Here is a 20134-nt window from a genome sequence, read left to right on the forward strand (position 1 = left end):
TCTCCGTCCAGGAGCTTATGCGGGTGGAGTCGACCCTGAGTAGAGGTCCACCGAAGGGTGTATCTCCCCTAGGGGTGTCTCCGTACAACGGACCGGGGGCCGTTCGTCCCCCTGGAGGACGAGGCCGGTGGGGGGTTCTTCCTACCTTCGAGGGGTGGGGTTTCCCCCCGGGAAAGACGGTGACTTCCACCAGGGCGCCCGGGGCCCCGCATCACCAGACTTGGACGTACCGCAGACCACTGCGGACGGGCGGGACCGACCTAGGAGAAAACCGTGACATCGGCTGTAACCATTCCCAGGCACGGGGGCACTGGAGAGCGTACGGCCGTTGCCGCGCGGGCGCGGCAGGTCGTGAAGGCGTACGGGTCGGGGGAGACCCGCGTCGTCGCGCTCGACCAGGTCGACGTGGACATCGACCGCGGTCGGTTCACCGCGATCATGGGCCCGTCGGGCTCGGGCAAGTCGACGCTGATGCACTGCCTGGCGGGCCTGGACACCGTGACCTCGGGCCAGATCCACCTGGACGAGACCGAGATCACCGGCCTCAAGGACAAGCGGCTCACGCAACTGCGCCGCGACCGGATCGGTTTCATCTTCCAGGCGTTCAACCTGCTGCCCACGCTGAACGCCCTGGAGAACATCACCCTCCCCATGGACATCGCGGGCCGCAAGCCCGACAAGCAGTGGCTGGACCGCGTCGTGCGGACGGTCGGCCTCGCCGAGCGGCTCAAGCACCGGCCCACCCAGCTCTCCGGCGGCCAGCAGCAACGCGTCGCCGTGGCCCGGGCGCTGGCCGCCCGGCCCGAGATCATCTTCGGTGACGAGCCGACCGGGAACCTCGACTCGCGGGCCGGCGCCGAAGTGCTCGGCTTCCTGCGCCGCTCCGTCGACGAGCTCGGCCAGACGATCGTCATGGTCACCCACGACCCGGTCGCCGCCTCCTACGCCGACCGCGTCCTGTATCTCGCCGACGGCCGCATCGTCGACGAGATGTTCCGCCCGACGGCCGAGGCGGTCCTGGACCGGATGAAGGACTTCGACGCCCGGGGACGTACGTCATGAGCGGCAACACCGTGCTGAAGACCTCGCTGCGCAACTTCCTCGCGCACAAGGGCCGGATGGCCCTCTCCGCGGTCGCCGTGCTCCTCTCGGTGGCCTTCGTCTGCGGGACGCTCGTGTTCACGGACACGATGGACAAGACGTTCGACAAGATCTTCACGGCCACCGCCGCGGACGTCTCCGTCAGCCCGAAGGACGCCGAGTCCGAGGGCACCGCGACGGGCCGCCCCGAGTCGCTGCCCGCGTCCACGCTCGCCACCGTCCGCGCGGCGGACGGCGTCAAGTCGGCCGAGGGCGCGATCAGTTCGATGAACGTGACCGTCGTCGACTCCCACAACGAGAACATGGGTTCCGAGACCGGCGCGCCCACCATCGCGGGCAACTGGACCAAGAACGACCTCCGTTCCATGGAGATCACCTCCGGGCACCCGCCGCGCGGCCCGACCGAGGCCATGATCGACTCCGACACCGCCGACAAGCACCACCTGAAGCTCGGCGACGAGCTGCGCACCATCGCCGCCACCGGCGACTTCAAGGCGAAGGTCGTCGGCATCGCCTCCTTCAAGGTCACCAACCCCGGCGCGGCCGTCGTGTACTTCGACACCGCCACCTCCCAGCGTGAACTCATCGGCGCGACCGGCCGGTTCACACAGATCAGCGCCACCGCCGAGTCCGGCGTCTCCGACATCCAGCTCAAGCGGAACGTCGCGGCCGCCCTGGACGGCACGTACAAGATCCAGACGCAGCAGGAGGCCGCGGACGCCAACGCCTCCGACGTCTCCTCCTTCATGGACGTCATCAAGTACGCGCTGCTCGGCTTCGCCGGGATCGCGTTCCTCGTCGGCATCTTCCTGATCATCAACACGTTCTCGATGCTCGTCGCCCAGCGCACCCGCGAGATCGGCCTGATGCGCGCCATCGGCTCCAGCCGCAAGCAGATCAACCGCTCGGTGCTGATCGAGGCGCTGCTGCTCGGCGTCGTCGGCTCCGTGGTGGGTGTCGCCGCCGGTGTGGGCCTGGCCGTCGGCCTGATGAAGCTGATGTCGGCCGCGGGCATGGACCTGTCCACGAACGACCTCACCGTGAAGTGGACGACCCCCGCGATCGGCCTGCTCCTCGGCATCGTCGTCACCGTCCTCGCCGCCTACCTGCCCGCACGCCGGGCCGGCAAGGTCTCCCCGATGGCGGCCCTGCGCGACGCGGGCACCCCCGCCGACGTCAAGGCCGGCGTCGTCCGCGCCGTCCTCGGGCTCGTCCTCACGGGCGGCGGCGGCTTCGCGCTCTACCTCGCCACGCAGGCCGACAAGGCGAGCCAGGGCTCCCTGTGGCTCGGCGTCGGCATCGTCGCCTCGCTCATCGGCTTCGTCGTCATCGGCCCGCTCCTCGCCGGCCTCGTGGTCCGGGTGCTCAGCGCCGTACTGCTCCGGTTCTTCGGCCCCGTCGGCCGGCTCGCCGAGCGCAACGCGCTGCGCAACCCGCGCCGCACCGGCGCCACCGGCGCGGCCCTGATGATCGGCCTCGCCCTGGTCGCCTGCCTCTCGGTCGTCGGCTCCTCGATGGTCGCCTCGGCCACCGACCAGCTCGACAAGTCGGTCGGCGCGGACTTCATCGTCGAACCCAGCAACGGCGCCATCACACCGCAGGCCGCCACCGCCCTGAAGAAGGTCACGGCGTCCGGTGACGTCGCCCACGTCACCGAGGTCAAGTACGTCAGGACGACGCTGACCACCCCGGGCGGCAAGAAGGAGGACGAAGAGCTGGTCGCGGCGAGCCCGTCCTACGCCCAGGACCTGCGCCGCGAGGCCACCTCGGGCGAGCTGAAGGCGGCGTACGGCAGGAACGCCATGTCGGTCGGCTCCGAGTTCGCGAAGAGGTACGACCTCAAGGTCGGCGACGCGCTGACCGTCGCCTTCGAGCACGGGCGGACCACGAAGCTCAGGATCGCGGCGGTCACCTCGGACGACACGGTGTTCGACAAGGGCGCGATGTACACGAACCTCGCGACCGCCACCCGGTACCTGCCGGCGGACCGGGTGCCGCTGAACGGGATGATGTTCGCCAAGGCCGCGGACGGCAGGGCCGACCAGGCGTACAAGACGCTCAAGGCCGCCGTCGCCGCCGACCCGACCGTCAAGGTCAAGGACCAGACCGACTACAAGCAGACCCTCAAGGACCAGATCGGCCAGCTCCTCAACATGATCTACGGGCTGCTCGCCCTCGCGATCATCGTCGCGGTGCTCGGCGTGGTGAACACCCTCGCCCTGTCGGTGGTGGAGCGGACCCGGGAGATCGGCCTGATGCGGGCCATCGGCCTCTCCCGCCGCCAGCTGCGCCGCATGATCCGCCTGGAGTCGGTGGTCATCGCCCTCTTCGGCGCCCTGCTCGGCCTCGGGCTCGGCATGGGCTGGGGAGCGACGGCCCAGAAGCTGCTCGCCCTGGAGGGCCTCGGGGTCCTGGAGATCCCCTGGCCGACGATCATCGCGGTCTTCGTCGGCTCGGCCTTCGTGGGCCTGTTCGCGGCGCTCGTGCCGGCGTTCAGGGCGGGCCGGATGAACGTGCTGAACGCGATCGCGACAGATTGACGCGTTCTCTCCGTAGGGAGACGGCTCCCGGCGCACTCACCGTGCGCCGGGAGCCGTTTTTTCCGTCACGGTTCGCCGCGTCCGCCGAACGAAACCCCTGCTGGCGGGCAAAGCGTCAATTTTGAGACATGCGCCATTAATAGCCACAATCCTTTTCTTCTGGTCTCCAGGGCAGGAAAGCCCCTAATGTCTGACATGGAGGGGAGAGCGCCTTAGGGCGCTCCACAGTTTGTGTAATTCAGAGGGGTTGAGGGGGAGTGCGCTCGTCTTCTGCCGTGGACTCCCGCGCCGCCGACGCCGTCGGCCATGAGCTGCGGGAATCCCGGGAACCGAGAGCACGGGCGGTGGTCGACCGGAGAACGCGACGACGCTGAGTCGTCGCCTCCGTGTCCCCGCCCTCACTTTTTCGTGCGCCCGCGCGCCATTTCGACCGGCCACGGGTGAATTCCCTGTCCCGTTTCCGTATGCGCGTGTGGCTGAACACACGCGTCCGACCAGGAGACGAGTTCACCATGGCAAGGATCTTCATCGTTGGCTCCGGTGTCGTGGGCAGTGCCACCGGCAAGGGTTTCCTCCGTGCTGAGCACGAGGTGACCTTCGTCGACGTGGCGCGGCCGCGCCTGGACCACCTGCGTTCCCAGGGACTCGACGCACAGGAGGTGCTCGACCTGCGGGGCGAGCCCGACGCGTTCATCTTCCTCACCCTGCCCACCCCGAGCCTGGGCCACGGCTACGACCTGACGGCCTTCAAGGAGGGCACCGCCGCGGTCGGCCGGGCCCTGGCCGACACCACGGCCGCCCACGTCGTCGTGGTCCGCTCGACCGTGCCGCCCGGCACCGCCGAGGAGGTCGTGAAACCGCTCCTGGAGAAGGAGTCCGGCCGCACGGCAGGCGAGGATTTCACGCTCGCCAGCAACCCGGAGTTCCTGCGGGCCGCCTCGGCCGTCGAGGACTTCCGTCACCCCTGGATGACGGTGATCGCCTCGCGCAGCGCCCGCACCCGGGAACGGCTCGCCGAACTGCTGGTCCCGTTCGGTGGCGAGATCCGGCTCTTCACCGACCCGGCGGAGGCCGAGTTCGTGAAGTGCGCCCACAACATCTACAACGCCACGAAGATCAGCTTCTGGAACGAGATGTGGCTGGTCAGCCAGTCCCTCGGGCTGGACCTGGACCCCATCGCGCAGACCGTGGCCCGCTCCGCAGAGGCCTCGTACAACCCCGACTACGGCATCCGCGGCGGCAGCCCGTACGGCGGCGTCTGCCTGCCCAAGGACACCCGGGGCTTCCTCGGTCTCGCCGAGACCATCGGGGTGGACATGCCGCTGCTCGAAGCGGTCGTCAAGGTCAACGACCTGCTCGCCGGTGAGTCCGCGCCGGAGGTCGACGAGCTGGCCGTCGGCGCGGCCTAGTACCTGTCCGACAGCGCCGGGGCGTCCGGCGGCCCCGTCACGAGGGGGCCGCCGGACGGCCCGGCCGATCCCGAAGGCACTCCCCTGAGGACAGGTCCATGAGCAGATTCTTCACCAGCACCTTCGACGACTTCAGGTACTACCTCGTCTACCTGCCCCTGGGCATCCTCGGCCTGGTCCGCTGGGCCTGCTGGCTGCTGCGGCGGGCGCCGGCGGTGCTGTACCGGCCGGTGAAGAACGACTTCCGGCGGTCGATCGGTGTCGTCGTCCCCGTCTACCAGGAGGACCCGGAGATCTTCGCCCACGCCATCGAGTCCTGGCTGGCGAACGGGGTGGACGAGGTCGTCCTCGTCATCGACGTCACCGACGACGCCTGCCGCCAGGTCGCCGACCGCTACCCGGTCACCGTCGTGGTGACCGACGTGCCCGGCAAGCGCGACGCGCTGCGCAGGGGCTGGGAGGCGTGCGGAACCGAGCTGGTCGCGCTGGTCGACTCCGACACCATCTGGGCCGAGGACGTGGCGGCCGAGGTCTGCAGGCCCTTCGCCGACCCCCGCATCGGAGGCGTCGGCACCCGGCAGAACGTCTACAACCCGCGCGGCTTCCTCCTGCGCGTCACCGACATGTTCCTCGACTACCGCTACTTCGACGAGAACGCCGCGCAGACCGTCATGGGCCGCGCGGTCTCCTGCCTGTCCGGGCGCACCGCCGTCTACCGGCGCGCCCTTCTCCTGGAGGTGTCCGACGACTTCATGTCCGAGACGTTCTGGGGCGTGCCGTGCATGTCCGGCGACGACAAACGCCTGACCACCCTCGTCCTGGAGCGCGGCCACCTCACCTACATGCAGCGCACCGCCCGGGTCTGGTCGACCTTCCCCAGCACCCCGCGGATCTTCGTCAGACAGCGGCTGCGGTGGGCCCGCAACACCTGGCGCTCCGATCTGAGAGCTCTCTCCCGCCGCTGGGTCTGGCGGCACCCGTTCCTCGCCTGCACCATGGTCGACAAAGGCGTCAGCAGCTTCACCCTCCTGCTGTCGCCGTTCTTCATGACGTACGCCATCGTCCGCGAGGACTGGTTCTTCGTCGCCTGTCTCTTCGGCTGGTGGTGGGTCAGCCGGTCGATGAAGATCCTGCCGCACCTCGTGCGCAGGCCCACGTCGTTCTTCCTGGTGCCCGGCTTCGTGGTGGTGTCCTTCGTGATGTCCGTGATCAAGATCTGGGCTCTGATCACCATCCGCAAACAGCGCTGGCTCACCCGGCAGGTCTCCGTGGAGAACGGCGTCGTGGTCCGTACCGCGCCGGCCACGGACAAGGCGGAGGCCGCCTGATGCCGGCGGCCACCCGCGCCCGCGCCCGCGCGCGCCTCGGTGTCGTCGTCGCGGCCGCGCTGGCCCTCCTGGTCGGCGCGGCACCACACGGCCGGGCGGACGGCGACGGTCCGTCCACCGGCCCGGTCGGGGGGCCGCCCGCCGGTCCGGTCACGGGTCCGGCCGCGGGACCCGGCGCGCAAGCCCCCACCCGTCCCACCACAGGTCCCGCCGCGCTTCCCGCCACGCGGCCTCGCACCGACCCGGACATCGCGGCGTGGACCCGGCACGGCCGCCCCGACCGGCTGATGGTGCTGCGGCCCGGCTCCGTCACGATGGTCGAACGCGGCGCGACGGTGGGCCGGCTCTACCCGGGGCCCGGCACGGTCACGCTCGGCTGGCTCTCCGCCAACGTGGGCCGGCGCTGGGTGACGTACGAGCCGGGGCCGACCCCGAGGATGCGGGTGCGCGCGGCCGTCCTGCTCGCGCCCGGGACCGCCCTGCAGATCGGCCCCGCGGACGGCACCGTCCTGCTGAGCGCCGGACCGACCGCCGCCTCCGGCACCTGGATCAGGGGCTCCCACGCCCTGCTGGACATCGCCGGCGCCACCCTCGCCTCGGCGCCCCCGGACGGCACCGGGCCGGTGGCCGGGCACGTCGCCGGGCGGCCGTACCTGGCGATGGGCGCGGGTGGCCGGATGAACATCGCGAACTCCACCGTCACCGGGTTCGGCCGCTCCGCGGCCGCCCCGTCGAACGAGTCCGGGGTCACCTGGGGCAAGGGCAGCACCGGCCGCGCGATCCGCTCCACGTTCCGCGACAACCGCACCGGGCTGCGCCTCGCCGGGTCCCGCGGCGTCCGGCTCGACCGGGTCACCGTGACGGGTTCCGTCGAGGACGGCGCGGTCCTGAACGGCGACCGGAACACCGCCGTCCGGGACCTGTCCGCCGAGCGGAACGGCCGGCACGGCGTCGTCGTGAGCGGCCTCGACGACCGCGAGCTGTCCGGAGTCACCACCCGCGCCAACTACGACGTCGGCATCAACGCGACGGCCCAGCGCGGCCTCACCCTGACCGGCCCGGTCTCGAACGGCGATCTGGGCGGCGGCATCCGGCTGACGTCCTGCGCCGCGTGCACCGTGTCGCGGCCCGTCGTGCACGGGGTGCACGGAGTGCACGGGGAGCCCCGCGCGGTCGACGTCCTCGGCCCTGGCTCCCGGGTGACCGTGCGGGCGCCGGAGCTGACCGGGGACGGCGACGGCGACGGCATCTCGCTGGGCGCGGGCATCACGGGCGCGACCGTCTCCGGCGGCCGGGTGAGCGGCTTCCAGCAGGGCGTCACCGTCGCCGGATCGCACGTCGTCGTCGACGGCACCGAGATCAGCGGCTCCCGCACCGGAGCCGCCGTCCACGGCCCGGCCCGGGACGTCGAACTGCGCGCGATGGAGGTCAGCGGCGGGCGGATCGGGGTCACGGCCGCCGACACCACCCGCGACGTGACCCTGAGCGGGGTACGGATCAGCGGCACGTCCCGGAGCGGTCTGTCCTCCGCGTCACCGGGGCTGCGGGTCAGCGGCGGCTCGGTCACCGGCTGCCGCACCGCCGTCGATCTGCGGGGCCGGGCCCGCCTCGACGCGCTCACCGTCAGCCGGACCCGCCGCGGCCTGCACGTCGCCGCCGGGACCCGGGTGCACGCCGTCGGCCTGGACGTCATCGCCGAACGCAAGGGCGTCGACACCGAGGCCGGGGCCGGTCTCGACCTGACGGACTCCCGGGTGCGCGCGCCCGTCGCGCTCGCCGGGGACGGTTCGGTACGACGGCACGGCGACACCGAGATCAGCCTCCCGCCGTTCCCGTGGCTCGGCTTCGCCGCGCTGATCGCGCTCGGCCTCGCCGTCCTGCTGCAGACCGTCCACCAGGTCCGGCACCGCAGGACCCCACCACCGCGGGTCGCGCCCCACGTCAGCAACATCACCTGACCCGCCGCCCGGCACCGCACACCACATGTGACAGCAAGGGGATGACCGCCAGTGACAGCGATACGCAGACGGCAGTTCCTCGTGGCGGGCGCCGCCGCGGCCGGGGCGGCGCTCGTCGGCTGCTCCTCCGATTCGGGGGACGGCGGGCCGTCCGGCGGCCCGTCCCGCAGCGGACCGGCCACCGGGCCGCCGGACAGCGCGTTCGACGGCCGCGCGGCCCAGGTGCTCCGGCTCTTCCGCGACGCCCCGGTGCGCGCCCGCCGCCCCGGCTCGTTCGGCCTCGACCGCACCGCCGTGCTCACCGCGGGCGGCCCGGCAGCGGGCCCCTGCCTCCGCGTGCGCTACCCGGCGCGCTCGGCCAGCCCCACGGTGGCGCGCACCTACGACCGGCCCGAGGGCGGCACCCAGCTGTACCTGCCGCTGCGCGACGGACCGGTCGACCGGCTCCACCTCCGCTACTACCTGCGCTTCCCGCACGGCTTCGACTTCGTCAAGGGCGGCAAGCTGCCCGGCCTGTACGGCGGGAGCGCCACCAGCGGCGGCCACGTCCCGGACGGCGAGAACGGTCTGTCCACGCGCTACATGTGGCGCGCCAAGGGCCGCGGCGAGGTCTACGCGTACCTGCCGACCTCGGTCGTGCACGGCACCTCGCTCGGCCGCGGCGACTGGTCCTGGCCGACCGGCCGCTGGGTCTGCGTGGAACAGGCCGTGCGGCTCAACCGACCCGGCCGCTCCGATGGTTCGGTGACCGTCCTCCTGGACGGCCGCCGGGTGCTCGGGCGGACCGGTCTGGAGTTCCGGACCACCGACGAGCTGCGGATCGAAGGGGTCTTCTTCTCGACGTTCTTCGGCGGTGGCGACCCCAGCTGGGCCACCCCGCGCGCGCAGCACGCCGACTTCGCCGCGTTCGCCGTGTCCGAGCACGCCATCGGCCCTCTGCGCCGGTCCCCATAACCCCCATCCCGGCGTATCCACCGGCGCTGAGCTGCGCAGACACGTAGCGGTCGGCGTATGTCAGACGGCCGTCGTAGGCTGGACAACCCCCGGTGCGTGACACGCACCGGGCTGTTCGCGTTGCCCACCCCCGACGGGAATCGCCCACATGAGCCTGTACGGACTTCTCGACGCCGTCGTCAAGGACGCGGCCCTCACCGAAGCGGTGAAGGCCGCCGGTGACGGCAACCGGATGCACATCGACCTCGTGGGACCGCCCGCGTCCCGGCCCTTCACCGTGGCCGCCCTCGCCCGGGAGGCGAAGCGGACCGTCCTGGCGGTCACCGCCACCGGCCGCGAGGCCGAGGACCTGGCCGCGGCGCTGCGCTCGCTGCTGCCCGAGGAAGGCGTCGTCGAGTTCCCGTCGTGGGAGACGCTGCCGCACGAGCGGCTCTCCCCGCGCTCGGACACCGTGGGCCGCCGCCTCGCCGTCCTGCGCCGCCTCGCGCACCCGCGCGCCGACGACCCCGAGACCGGCCCGGTGTCGGTGGTCGTCGCGCCCGTGCGCTCGGTACTGCAGCCGCAGGTCAAGGGGCTCGGCGACCTGGAGCCCGTCGCCCTGCGCAGCGGGCAGAGCGCCGATCTGAACGAGACCGTCGAGGCGCTGGCCGCGGCCGCGTACGCCCGGGTCGAACTCGTCGAGAAGCGCGGCGAGTTCGCGGTCCGCGGCGGCATCCTCGACGTCTTCCCGCCGACCGAGGAACATCCGCTGCGCGTGGAGTTCTGGGGCGACGACATCGAGGAGATCCGCTACTTCAAGGTCGCCGACCAGCGGTCCCTGGAGATCGCCGAGCACGGTCTGTGGGCTCCGCCCTGCCGGGAACTGCTGCTCACCGCCGACGTCCGCGCGAGGGCGGCCGCCCTCGCGGAGCAGCACCCGGAGCTGGGCGAACTGCTGGGCAAGATCGCCGAGGGCATCGCGGTCGAGGGCATGGAGTCCCTCGCGCCCGTCCTCGTCGACGACATGGAGCTGCTGCTCGACGTCCTGCCCGAGGGCTCGATGACGCTGGTCTGCGACCCCGAGCGGGTGCGCACCCGCGCCGCCGACCTCGTCGCCACCTCGCACGAGTTCCTGCAGGCGTCCTGGGCAGCGTCGGCGACCGGCGGCGAGGCCCCCATCGACGTGGGCGCGGCCTCGCTGTGGGGCATCGCGGACGTCCGGGACCGGGCCCGTGAGCTGGGCATGATGTGGTGGTCGGTGTCGCCGTTCGCCGCCGACGCCTCGGGTTCGGACGCGGACACGCTCCAGCTCGGCATGCACGCCCCCGACACGTACCGGGGCGACACCGCGAAGGCGCTGGCCGACACCAAGGGCTGGCTCGCCGACGGCTGGCGCACGGTCTTCGTCACCGAGGGGCACGGCCCCGCGGCCCGCACCGTCGAGGTGCTCGGCGGCGAGGGCATCGCGGCCCGGCTCGACAAGGACCTCGCCGAACTCGCCCCGTCCGTGGTGCAGGTGTCCTGCGGCTGCCTCGAAGTCGGCTTCGTGCACACGGAGTTGAAGGTCGCGGTCCTCACCGAGACCGACCTGACCGGGCAGCGGACGGCCGGCAAGGACGGCCAGCGGATGCCCGCGCGGCGCCGCAAGACCATCGACCCGCTCACCCTGGAATCCGGCGACTACATCGTGCACGAGCAGCACGGTGTCGGCCGCTACATCGAGATGGTGCAGCGCACCGTCCAGGGCGCGACCCGCGAGTACCTCGTCGTCGAGTACGCGCCCGCCAAGCGCGGCCAGCCCGGCGACCGCCTCTACATCCCCACCGACCAGCTGGAACAGATCACCAAGTACGTGGGCGGCGAGGCCCCGACCATGCACCGCCTGGGCGGCGCCGACTGGACCAAGACGAAGGCCCGCGCCAAGAAGGCCGTCAAGGAGATCGCCGCCGACCTGATCAGGCTGTACAGCGCGCGCATGGCGGCGCCCGGCCACGCCTTCGGCGCGGACACGCCCTGGCAGCGGGAGCTGGAGGACGCGTTCCCGTACGTGGAGACGCCCGACCAGCTCACCACGATCGCCGAGGTGAAGGACGACATGGAGAAGACGGTCCCGATGGACCGGCTGATCTGCGGCGACGTCGGCTACGGCAAGACCGAGATCGCGGTGCGCGCCGCGTTCAAGGCCGTGCAGGACGGCAAGCAGGTCGCCGTCCTGGTCCCCACGACGCTCCTCGTTCAGCAGCACTTCGGCACGTTCTCCGAGCGCTACGCCCAATTCCCGGTCAACGTAAGGGCGTTGAGCCGCTTCCAGACGGAGACCGAGTCGAAGGCGACGCTCGAAGGGCTGCAGGACGGCTCGGTCGACATCGTCATCGGCACCCACCGCCTCTTCTCCTCCGAGACCAGGTTCAAGGACCTGGGCCTCGTCATCGTCGACGAGGAGCAGCGGTTCGGCGTCGAGCACAAGGAGCAGCTGAAGAAGCTGCGCGCGAACGTGGACGTGCTGACGATGTCGGCCACCCCCATCCCCCGTACGCTCGAAATGGCCGTGACCGGCATCCGCGAGATGTCGACGATCACCACGCCGCCCGAGGAGCGCCACCCGGTCCTCACCTTCGTCGGCCCCTACGAGGAGAAGCAGATCGGCGCGGCCGTGCGCCGCGAGCTGCTCCGCGAGGGCCAGGTCTTCTACATCCACAACCGCGTCGAGTCCATCGACCGGGCGGCCGCCAGGCTCCGCGAGATCGTCCCGGAGGCGCGGATCGCGACGGCCCACGGCCAGATGTCCGAACAGGCCCTGGAACAGGTCGTGGTGGACTTCTGGGAGAAGCGGTTCGACGTCCTCGTCTCGACGACGATCGTCGAGTCCGGCATCGACATCTCGAACGCCAACACGCTCATCGTGGAGCGCGGCGACAACTTCGGCCTCTCCCAGCTCCACCAGCTGCGCGGCCGCGTGGGACGAGGCCGGGAGCGCGGCTACGCCTACTTCCTGTACCCGCCGGAGAAGCCCCTGACGGAGACGGCCCACGAGCGCCTCGCGACCATCGCCCAGCACACGGAGATGGGCGCGGGCATGTACGTCGCGATGAAGGACCTGGAGATCCGCGGCGCGGGCAACCTGCTCGGCGGAGAACAGTCGGGCCACATCGCGGGCGTCGGCTTCGACCTCTACGTACGGATGGTCGGCGAGGCCGTCGCGGACTACCGCGCGTCCCTCGACGGCGGGGTGCAGGAGGAGCCGCCGCTGGAGGTCAAGATCGAGCTTCCGGTCGACGCGCACGTCCCGCACGACTACGCGCCCGGCGAGCGCCTGCGGCTCCAGGCCTACCGCGCCATCGCCTCGGCGAACACGGAGGAGGACGTCAAGCAGGTCCGCGAGGAGCTGACGGACCGCTACGGCAAGCTCCCGGAGCCGGTCGAGAACCTGCTCCTGGTCGCGGGGCTGCGGATGCTCGCGCGGGCGTGCGGTGTCGGCGAGGTCGTGCTGCAGGGCAACAACATCCGTTTCGCGCCGGTGGAGTTGAGGGAGTCGCAGGAGCTGCGCCTCAAGCGGCTCTACCCGGGCACGGTGATCAAGACGGCCTCGCACCAGGTCCTCGTACCGCGTCCGAAGACGGCCAAGGTGGGCGGAAAGCCCTTGGTCGGGCGGGAGTTGCTGGCCTGGGTGGGCGAGTTCCTCACCTCGATCCTGGGGTAGCCGATCCTCGGGCAGTTGCCGCGCCGAGCCCGGGGCACGGGCGTCGGCGGGGCGTGATCCTGCCTCGGGTACGGTGGCGGTCAGCGGGGTCGAAACGTGAACAAAAGGGGAGGTAGCGCCGTGCTGCGAGGCGCTGGGCGGGGAGCGGCCGTCGTGCTCATGGCGGCCGTGGCCGTCACCGGGTGCAAGGTCGAGACGGACAAGGCGGGCGGCGGCGGGGCAGGACCCGAGCCGCAGGGCAAGGCGGGCAGCGCGCTCGCCGCCGTCGACGGACTGACCGTCAAGGGCCGTGCGCCCAAGACCGGTTACGCGCGGGAACGGTTCGGCACCGCCTGGGCCGACACCGACTCCAACAGCTGCGACACCCGCGACGACATCCTCAAGCGGGACCTCGAGTCCGTCCGGTACTCGGACGGTGACTGCAAGGTCGTCTCCGGCACGCTCGCCCCCGACCCCTACGGCGGCAAGGACATCTCCTTCACGCGCGGGCGCAGCAAGGTCGACATCGACCACCTCGTCGCCCTCTCCGACGCCTGGCAGAAGGGCGCCGCCAAGTGGGAGCCGGCCAAGCGCATAGCGTTCGCCAACGACCCGCTGAACCTCCTCGCCGTGGACGCGACTCCCAACCGCAGCAAGGGAGACGGGGACACGGCCACCTGGCTCCCGCCCAACAAGGGATACCGCTGCACGTACGTCGCCGGGCAGGTCGCGGTGAAGAAGAAGTACGAGGTGTGGGTGACCGCCGCCGAGAGCGCCGCCATGAAGAAGGTGCTCGGCGGCTGCCCGGACCAGAAGCTGCCCACCGGCGGAAATCCGACTGCGGCGCCGCCCCGCTTCCATGCACGGTGAGGGGATGAACCCGCAGTCGCCGGCGCCCTCGGCCCCCGCCCTGACCATCACCACGCTCGCCGAGCGGCCCGAACTGGCCGCCCCGATGTGGGGCATGCCGGACAACTGGCCCGTCTTCGCCGTGCAGGACCCGGTCGCCGTGCTGCTGATGCCCCGGGTGCGCGACGAGCTGCCCGAGTACGTGCTGGTCGCCACCGACGCCGAAGGGGCCGTCGTGGCCCGGGGTTTCAGCGTGCCGTTCGCGCTGCACGCCGAAGGGCGCGGGCAACTGCCGGACCGGGGCTGGGACCAGGTGCTGCACTGGGCGTTCGCCGACCGGGAGCGCGGCATCGCCCCGGACACGGTCAGCGCCATCGAGATCACCATCGTGCCGGGGATGCAGGGCAAGGGCCTGTCCGGGCGGATGCTCACGGCCATGCGGGACAACGCGCGGGGCCGGGGCTTTCGTGAGGTCGTCGCGCCCGTGCGGCCCAGCGCCAAGCACCTGGAGCCGACCACGCCGATGAGCGAATACGCGTATCGGGTACGGGAGTCGGACGGCCTGCCGAGCGATCCGTGGCTGCGCGTGCACGTCCGCGCGGGCGCCGTCATCGACAAGGTCGCGCCCGCCTCGATGGCCGTGTCCGGCTCGCTCGGGCAGTGGCGCGCGTGGACCGGGCTCCCCTTCGACAGCGCCGGGCCGGTGGAGGTGCCGGGCGCCCTGGTGCCGGTGGCCTGCGCGCCGGAGCACGACCACGCCGCGTACGTCGAGCCGAACGTGTGGGTGCGGCACGCGCTGTGAGCGCGTGCCGCACCTGCCCCCGGGACGCTGACGGTTACAGCTTCAGGTCCCACTGCGAGGCGTTGTACTCGAAGCTCGGGGTGACCTCGACGGTCAGGTTCTTGGCGGCGGCCGGGGCGTCGAAGGCGTAGACGACCGTGGCCTTCTTGCCCGGCAGGATCGTGCCGTCGAACCCGGTGCCGACCTTCTCGTCGAAGACCTGCTCGGCGTCGACCCCGTCCGCACCGGCACGGGCGCCGGCGGTGAGCAGGGTCGAGTCGAACTTCTCCTTGCTGTCGTTGGTGACCGTGACGGTGACCTTGTAGGCGTGGTTCCCGTTGGTGTGGCCCGCAGCGAACTCGCTCGGGCTGTACGCCACCGCGTTCGACACCGTCACCGTCAGGTCGTCGTCGTAGACCACGGAGTCGCCCGCGTCGAGCGCCTTGCCCTCGTCCGGCTTCTTGTCGTCCGTCCCGGTGCCGGAGTCCCCCGAACCCTTCGCGTCACCGGACGACTTCGTGTCCTTGGCCTTCGTGTCCGACACCGACTTGTTGATCTGGTCCACCGCGTCGTCGACGGCCTTGAACGTGGTGTACGCGCCGAAGACCGCGAGGCCGAGCGAGGCCAGCGCCAGGATCACGCCGGTCAGCGCCACGCCCTTGTTCGTGGCCTCGCCGCGCTTGGCGCGGCCCCGGCCCGTCAGGCCGAGGATCAAGGCGATCACGCCGAGGACGCCGGCCAGCCAGAACAGGATCGGGACGAGGCCGGACAGCGCGCCGATGACGCCGAGGATCAGCGCCGCCGTCCCCAGACCGTTGCGCGCGACCTGCTGCTGCGGCTGCTGCGGCTGGAACGGCGGGTACTGGGGCTGCTGCTGGGTCTGGGACATGGATTCCTCCGAGATGAGAGACGCCAACCTCCCCCCGGCTTTCCGTGTATCCGGCGGTTGGCTGGGTTAAGCACACCATGACGTGTGAACCGAGTCAACCGTGTTCACGAAGTTCAACGTCTCCGAGCTTGTGAACCGGGCTCTTGCGCGGAGGTCGATAGAGTCGGGCGTACACAGGCGGTACACACCCGATGCCACCGAACGCCACGAGAGGAGCCGACGCGGTGCAGGACAACGCGACAGAGGTGACAGCAGCCGGGATCGCCCGGCTCGCCGGGGTCGGCCGGGCCGCGGTCAGCAACTGGCGGCGGCGCCACACCGACTTCCCCAAGCCCGTCGGCGGCACCGAGACCAGCCCCTCCTTCGCGCTCGCCGAGATCGAGGAGTGGCTGCGCGCCCAGGGCAAGCTCGCCGAGGTCCCGCTGCGCGAGCGCGTCTGGCAGCAGCTCGCCGGGCACCCGGCGGGCCCGGTCACCGCACTGCTGCACGCCGGAAGCGTCCTGCTGCTCGTCCACGACCGGCCCACCGAATGGCTCGCGCTCACCGGGACGGACGACGACCGCGCCCTCGCCGAGCGACTGCCCGCCGCTCTCGAAGGCGTCCTCACCCCGCGCTTCGGACACGCCACCGAACGCGCCCTGGCGACCCCGGACTCCACCGCACTGCTGCCGTCCGTAGCGCTGCTGCGCGGCGCCGCCGAACTCGCCGCCGAGCGGGGCGCCCGCTCCACCTTCGCGTTCCTTCTCGGCCGTCACCTCGACGCCAACCCGCGCCAGTACACCCTGACCCCGCCGGGCCCCGCCGAACTGATGGCCGCCCTCGCCGGACCCGCCTCCACCGCCCTCGACCCGGCCTGCGGCACCGGCGCCCTGCTGCACGCCGTGCGCGCCCTGGACACCCGCCCCGGACAGCACCTCTACGGGCAGGACGCCACCGCCGAACTCGCCGCCCTGACCGCACTGCGCCTGGCCCTCGACGGACATGACGGGGAAGGCGCCGCGCCCGCGATCCGCACCGCCGCCGCCGACACCCTGCGCCGCGACGCCCTCGGCTCCGTGCGCGCCGACGTCGTGCTCGCCCACCCGCCGTTCAACGAGCGCGGCTGGGGCCACGACGAACTGGCCTACGACCCGCGCTGGGAGTACGGCTTCCCGGCCCGCACCGAGTCCGAACTGGCTTGGGTGCAGCACGCGTTGGCCCGCCTCAAGGACGGCGGGACCGCGGTGCTCCTGATGCCGCCCACCGTCGCGTCCCGCCGCTCGGGCCGCCGCATCCGCGCCGACCTGCTGCGCCGCGGCGCCCTGCGCGCGGTCATCGCCCTGCCCGCGGGAGCCGTCCCGCCCAACAACATCCCGCTGCACCTGTGGGTCCTGCGCAGGCCCGCCGCGGCCGCCCCCGCCGCACCCGAGCTGCTGCTCGTCGACACGACGTCGCAGGCCGGCCCCGGCGATGTACGGGAGAAGCAGGCCTGGACCGCCGTCCGGGACGCCGTGCTCGACGCCTGGCGCGCCTTCGACCGCGCCGGGACACTCGCCGAGCGCCCCGGGCTCGCCCGGTCCGTGCCCGTCATCGAACTCCTCGACGACGAGGTCGACCTCGCGCCCGCCCGCCGCCTGCCACCGCCGGCCGCGGCCGGCGGCGCCGGGGAACTCGCCGCCGTACGCGAGCGCTTCGCCGACACCCTGCGCCTGACCACGAAGCTCGCCCCCCCGGCCGCGACCCCGGCCGCGTCCCCCGCACGCTGGCCGCAGACCACGATCGGCGAACTCGCGCGCGCGGGCGCCCTCACCCTGCGCACCGCCACCGCCACCGCCACCGCCGCGACGAGCGGCGCAGACGGTCACGCGCGCGTACCCGTGCTCACCGACCACGACGTGCTCACCGGCGCCGCCCCCTCCGGCACCCACACCGGCGCCGCCCTCGACGGAGAACCCGTACTCCTCGAAGCCGGGGACGTCATCGTGCCGGTCGTCGGCGGCGGCGCCGCCGTCCGCGTCGTCGACGAGGCCACCGCGGGCGCCGCCCTCGGCCGCGGCCTCGCCCTGCTCAGGCCCGACCCGGCCGCGCTCGACCCCTGGTTCCTCGCCGGATTCCTGCGCGGCACCGCCAACAACCGCCAGGCCAGCAGCTACGCCTCCACCGCGACCCGGCTCGACGTGCGCCGCCTCCAGCTGCCCCGCCTGCCCCTGGCCGAACAGGCCGGATACGGCGCCCGGTTCAGGTCCCTCGCCGCCTTCGAGGACGCCCTGCGCCTCGCGGGCCGGCTCGGCGAGCAGCTCGTCCAGGGCCTGCACGACGGTCTGACGGACGGTGTTCTGGAGCCGTAGCGAAACCGTAGTGAACCGGAGTGGGCACATCCCGGGGCCTGTTGTCCTTGTCGGCCTATACGCTCGGAGCAGCACGCCGTTGGTAGCGCGCAGTTCGCAGCAGGAACACACCAGCAGGAGCAGACATGTACGGGCCCGGCGCGCCGCCGCCCTCGCGCAACGAGGGCACGGTCATCACCCTGCGGGTGCTGTTCCCCGTGCTGTCCGTCCTCAGCTGCGGTCTGCTCTCCTGCGCCCCGCTGTTCCGGATCGCGGTGCTGCGCGGAAAGCCGATCGACTGGGCGCTCGCCTGGACGACGCTCCCCGTCACCCTCGCGCTCCTCGCCGTCGTCGGCTCGCTCCCGGAGACGGACCCGCGCACCGATGTGGCGCTCGCCCTGGTCCTGATCATCGGCGCGGCCAGCGCCGCGCACTTCCTGGTGTTCGACATACGCCGCCCGCGCGCGCCGCTCGCGTACCCGGGGGCGGCTCCCACGGTCGGTTACGGGTACCCGCAGCAGCAGCGGCCGCCGTACCCGCAGCCGTTCCAGCCGGGAGCCCACACGCTGCCCACCCAGGCCGCGACTCCGCCGCCCACCCCGGTCCCGCCGCCCGCGCAACCGCAGCCCCAGCCGCAGCCGCAGAACCAGGGCCAGCCGCAGCCGCCCCAGCGCATCGACCAGGTCCGCGCCGAGCTGGACGAGCTGAGCGACTACCTGCGCAAGCGGGACGGCGGCCGGTGACCTCTCCGTCCCCGGCGGCGAACGGCGGCCGTGTCATCGCCGGGCGCTACGAACTGTCCACGCTCATCGGCCAGGGCGGCATGGGCCAGGTCTGGACGGCGTACGACAAACGCCTGGACCGCCGCGTCGCCGTCAAACTGCTGCGCCCCGACCGGGTCGCGGGCGCCGAGGCCGACGAACTGCGCCGCCGCTTCCTGCGCGAGTGCCGCGTCACCGCACAGGTCGACCACCCCGGCCTGGTCACCGTGCACGACGCGGGCAGCGAAGACGGTGCCGTCGGCGGCGCCGACGGCACCTCCTCGTTCCTGTACCTCGTCATGCAGTACATCGACGGCTCCGACCTCGCCGACCACCTCGCCGAGCACGACCCGTACCCCTGGCAGTGGGCCGCCTCGGTCGCCGCCCAGCTGTGCGCCGTGCTCTCCGCCGTGCACGCGGTGCCGATCGTGCACCGGGACCTCAAGCCCCGCAACGTCATGGTCAAGAAGGACGGCACGGTCACCGTCCTCGACCTCGGTGTCGCCTCCGTCCTCGACACCGACACCACCCGCCTCACCCACACCGGCTCGCCCATCGGCACGCCCGCCTACATGGCGCCCGAACAGGCGATGGGCGGCGCCGTCGGCCCGTACACCGACCTGTACGCCCTCGGCGTACTGCTCTTCGAACTCCTCAGCGGCGACGTCCCGTTCGCGGGCACCACCGCCCTCGGCATCCTCCACCGCCACCTGTACGAGGCCCCGGTGCCCGTGCGCCGGCTGCGCCCCGAGATACCGGAAGCGCTGGAGAACCTCGTCCTGCGCCTGCTCGCCAAGGACCCGCAGCACCGGCCGGCCTCCGCGCAGCAGACCTACGAGGAGCTGCTCCCGCTGCTGCCCGCGCGCGGCGTGCCCACCGGCCATCCGCTCGACCCCACCCGCCCGTTCCTGCGCCCGCACGCCCCCTGGCCCGACCGGGCGCGCACCCCCGCGCCGCAGCCCGCCGGGTCCGACGTGCAGGGCGAGCGCCCCGACGTGGCGGGCGCCGTCGACGAGGTCAAGCGCCTGCTCGGCGAGGGCCGCATCACCCAGGCCGTCGACATCCTCGGCGCGATCCTGCCCGCCGCGGCCGCCCAGCACGGCGAGCACTCACCCGTCGTCCGCACCCTGCGCAAGCAGTACGCGGCCACCCTCATGGACGACGGCCAGTACCGCCGCGCCCTGCCCGAGCTGCGGCGCCTCGCCGACGAGCGCGCGGCCGAGGCGGGCCACGCCGACCCCCAGTCACTGCAGTTCCGGTACGAAGCGGCCCAGTGCCTGGAAGCCCTCGGCGAACCGGCCGCCGCGCTCGCCGAGTACCGCGCACTGCTGCCCTACTACGAGAACCAGTACGCGACCACCGATCTGCGCCTCGCACTCGAAGTGCGCCGCCGCATCGGCCAGTTGCTGCTCGCCGTTGGCGACCGGGGTGCCGCGCACGAGACCCTGATCCGCCTGCTGCACGACGCGGAGCGACTGCACGGGCCCGGCCACCCGTTCCCGGCGGAGGTGCGCCGGACGCTGCAATGGCTGGGCCAGGTCAGGGGCTGACCGGCGATCCGCTGATCCACGTACGTCACCAGCACACGCATCACGACACC

At 72.2% G+C, this 20134-nt stretch carries 13 protein-coding genes; 12 read left to right on the forward strand and 1 reads right to left on the reverse strand.

From position 1 onward, the window contains the following. Positions 1 to 273 precede the first annotated feature (273 nt). From AB0J02_RS18670 to AB0J02_RS18710, 9 genes are all read left to right on the forward strand, one after another. On the forward strand, positions 274 to 1062 hold the full coding sequence (locus tag AB0J02_RS18670; RefSeq protein ID WP_363194771.1) for an ABC transporter ATP-binding protein: 789 nt from the start codon (positions 274 to 276) through the stop codon (positions 1060 to 1062). Then, a complete protein-coding gene (locus tag AB0J02_RS18675) occupies positions 1059 to 3641 on the forward strand; it encodes an FtsX-like permease family protein (protein WP_363194772.1) in 2583 nt (860 codons plus the stop codon). The genes AB0J02_RS18670 and AB0J02_RS18675 overlap by 4 nt, the downstream gene beginning before the upstream one ends. Positions 3642 to 4153: 512 nt before the next feature. After that, a complete protein-coding gene (locus AB0J02_RS18680) occupies positions 4154 to 5050 on the forward strand; it encodes a 2-dehydropantoate 2-reductase N-terminal domain-containing protein (protein WP_363194773.1) in 897 nt (298 codons plus the stop codon). Between the two features lie 98 nt (positions 5051 to 5148). Beyond that, complete coding sequence (locus AB0J02_RS18685; RefSeq protein WP_363194774.1) at positions 5149 to 6378, forward strand: glycosyltransferase; 1230 nt, start codon at positions 5149 to 5151, stop codon at positions 6376 to 6378. Beyond that, complete coding sequence (locus AB0J02_RS18690) at positions 6378 to 8336, forward strand: right-handed parallel beta-helix repeat-containing protein (protein WP_363194775.1); 1959 nt, start codon at positions 6378 to 6380, stop codon at positions 8334 to 8336. The genes AB0J02_RS18685 and AB0J02_RS18690 overlap by 1 nt, the downstream gene beginning before the upstream one ends. A 51-nt stretch (positions 8337 to 8387) precedes the next feature. Then, positions 8388 to 9290 (forward strand): polysaccharide lyase, encoded by a 903-nt coding sequence (locus tag AB0J02_RS18695; protein ID WP_363194776.1) that lies wholly within the window; start codon positions 8388 to 8390, stop codon positions 9288 to 9290. 148 nt (positions 9291 to 9438) lie between these two features. Next, positions 9439 to 12969, forward strand: coding sequence for a transcription-repair coupling factor (gene mfd, locus AB0J02_RS18700; RefSeq protein ID WP_363194777.1), 3531 nt, complete (start codon positions 9439 to 9441; stop codon positions 12967 to 12969). 159 nt (positions 12970 to 13128) lie between these two features. After that, positions 13129 to 13818 (forward strand): HNH endonuclease family protein, encoded by a 690-nt coding sequence (locus AB0J02_RS18705; protein WP_363194882.1) that lies wholly within the window; start codon positions 13129 to 13131, stop codon positions 13816 to 13818. A gap of 4 nt (positions 13819 to 13822) precedes the next feature. Continuing rightward, positions 13823 to 14599: an N-acetyltransferase gene (locus AB0J02_RS18710; RefSeq protein WP_363194778.1), complete on the forward strand. Its 777-nt coding sequence runs from the start codon at positions 13823 to 13825 to the stop codon at positions 14597 to 14599. Between the two features lie 34 nt (positions 14600 to 14633). Here AB0J02_RS18710 and AB0J02_RS18715 read toward each other — a convergent pair whose 3' ends face one another. Continuing rightward, positions 14634 to 15467 (reverse strand): DUF4190 domain-containing protein, encoded by an 834-nt coding sequence (locus tag AB0J02_RS18715; RefSeq protein ID WP_363194779.1) that lies wholly within the window; start codon positions 15465 to 15467, stop codon positions 14634 to 14636. 224 nt (positions 15468 to 15691) lie between these two features. Here AB0J02_RS18715 and AB0J02_RS18720 point away from each other — a divergent pair, with 224 nt between their 5' ends. The 3 genes from AB0J02_RS18720 (at position 15692) to AB0J02_RS18730 (ending at position 20084) form a co-directional block, all read left to right on the forward strand. Further along, entirely contained in the window at positions 15692 to 17794 is a 2103-nt protein-coding gene (locus AB0J02_RS18720) for an N-6 DNA methylase (RefSeq protein WP_363194780.1), read from the forward strand. Positions 17795 to 17919: 125 nt separating this feature from the next. Beyond that, complete coding sequence (locus AB0J02_RS18725; protein ID WP_363194781.1) at positions 17920 to 18516, forward strand: hypothetical protein; 597 nt, start codon at positions 17920 to 17922, stop codon at positions 18514 to 18516. After that, positions 18513 to 20084 (forward strand): serine/threonine-protein kinase, encoded by a 1572-nt coding sequence (locus AB0J02_RS18730; RefSeq protein WP_363194782.1) that lies wholly within the window; start codon positions 18513 to 18515, stop codon positions 20082 to 20084. Before AB0J02_RS18725 ends, AB0J02_RS18730 begins: the two co-directional genes overlap by 4 nt. Positions 20085 to 20134: the final 50 nt, after the last annotated feature.

Source organism: Streptomyces sp. NPDC050264 (genome assembly GCF_040655895.1).
Lineage (GTDB): Bacteria > Actinomycetota > Actinomycetes > Streptomycetales > Streptomycetaceae > Streptomyces.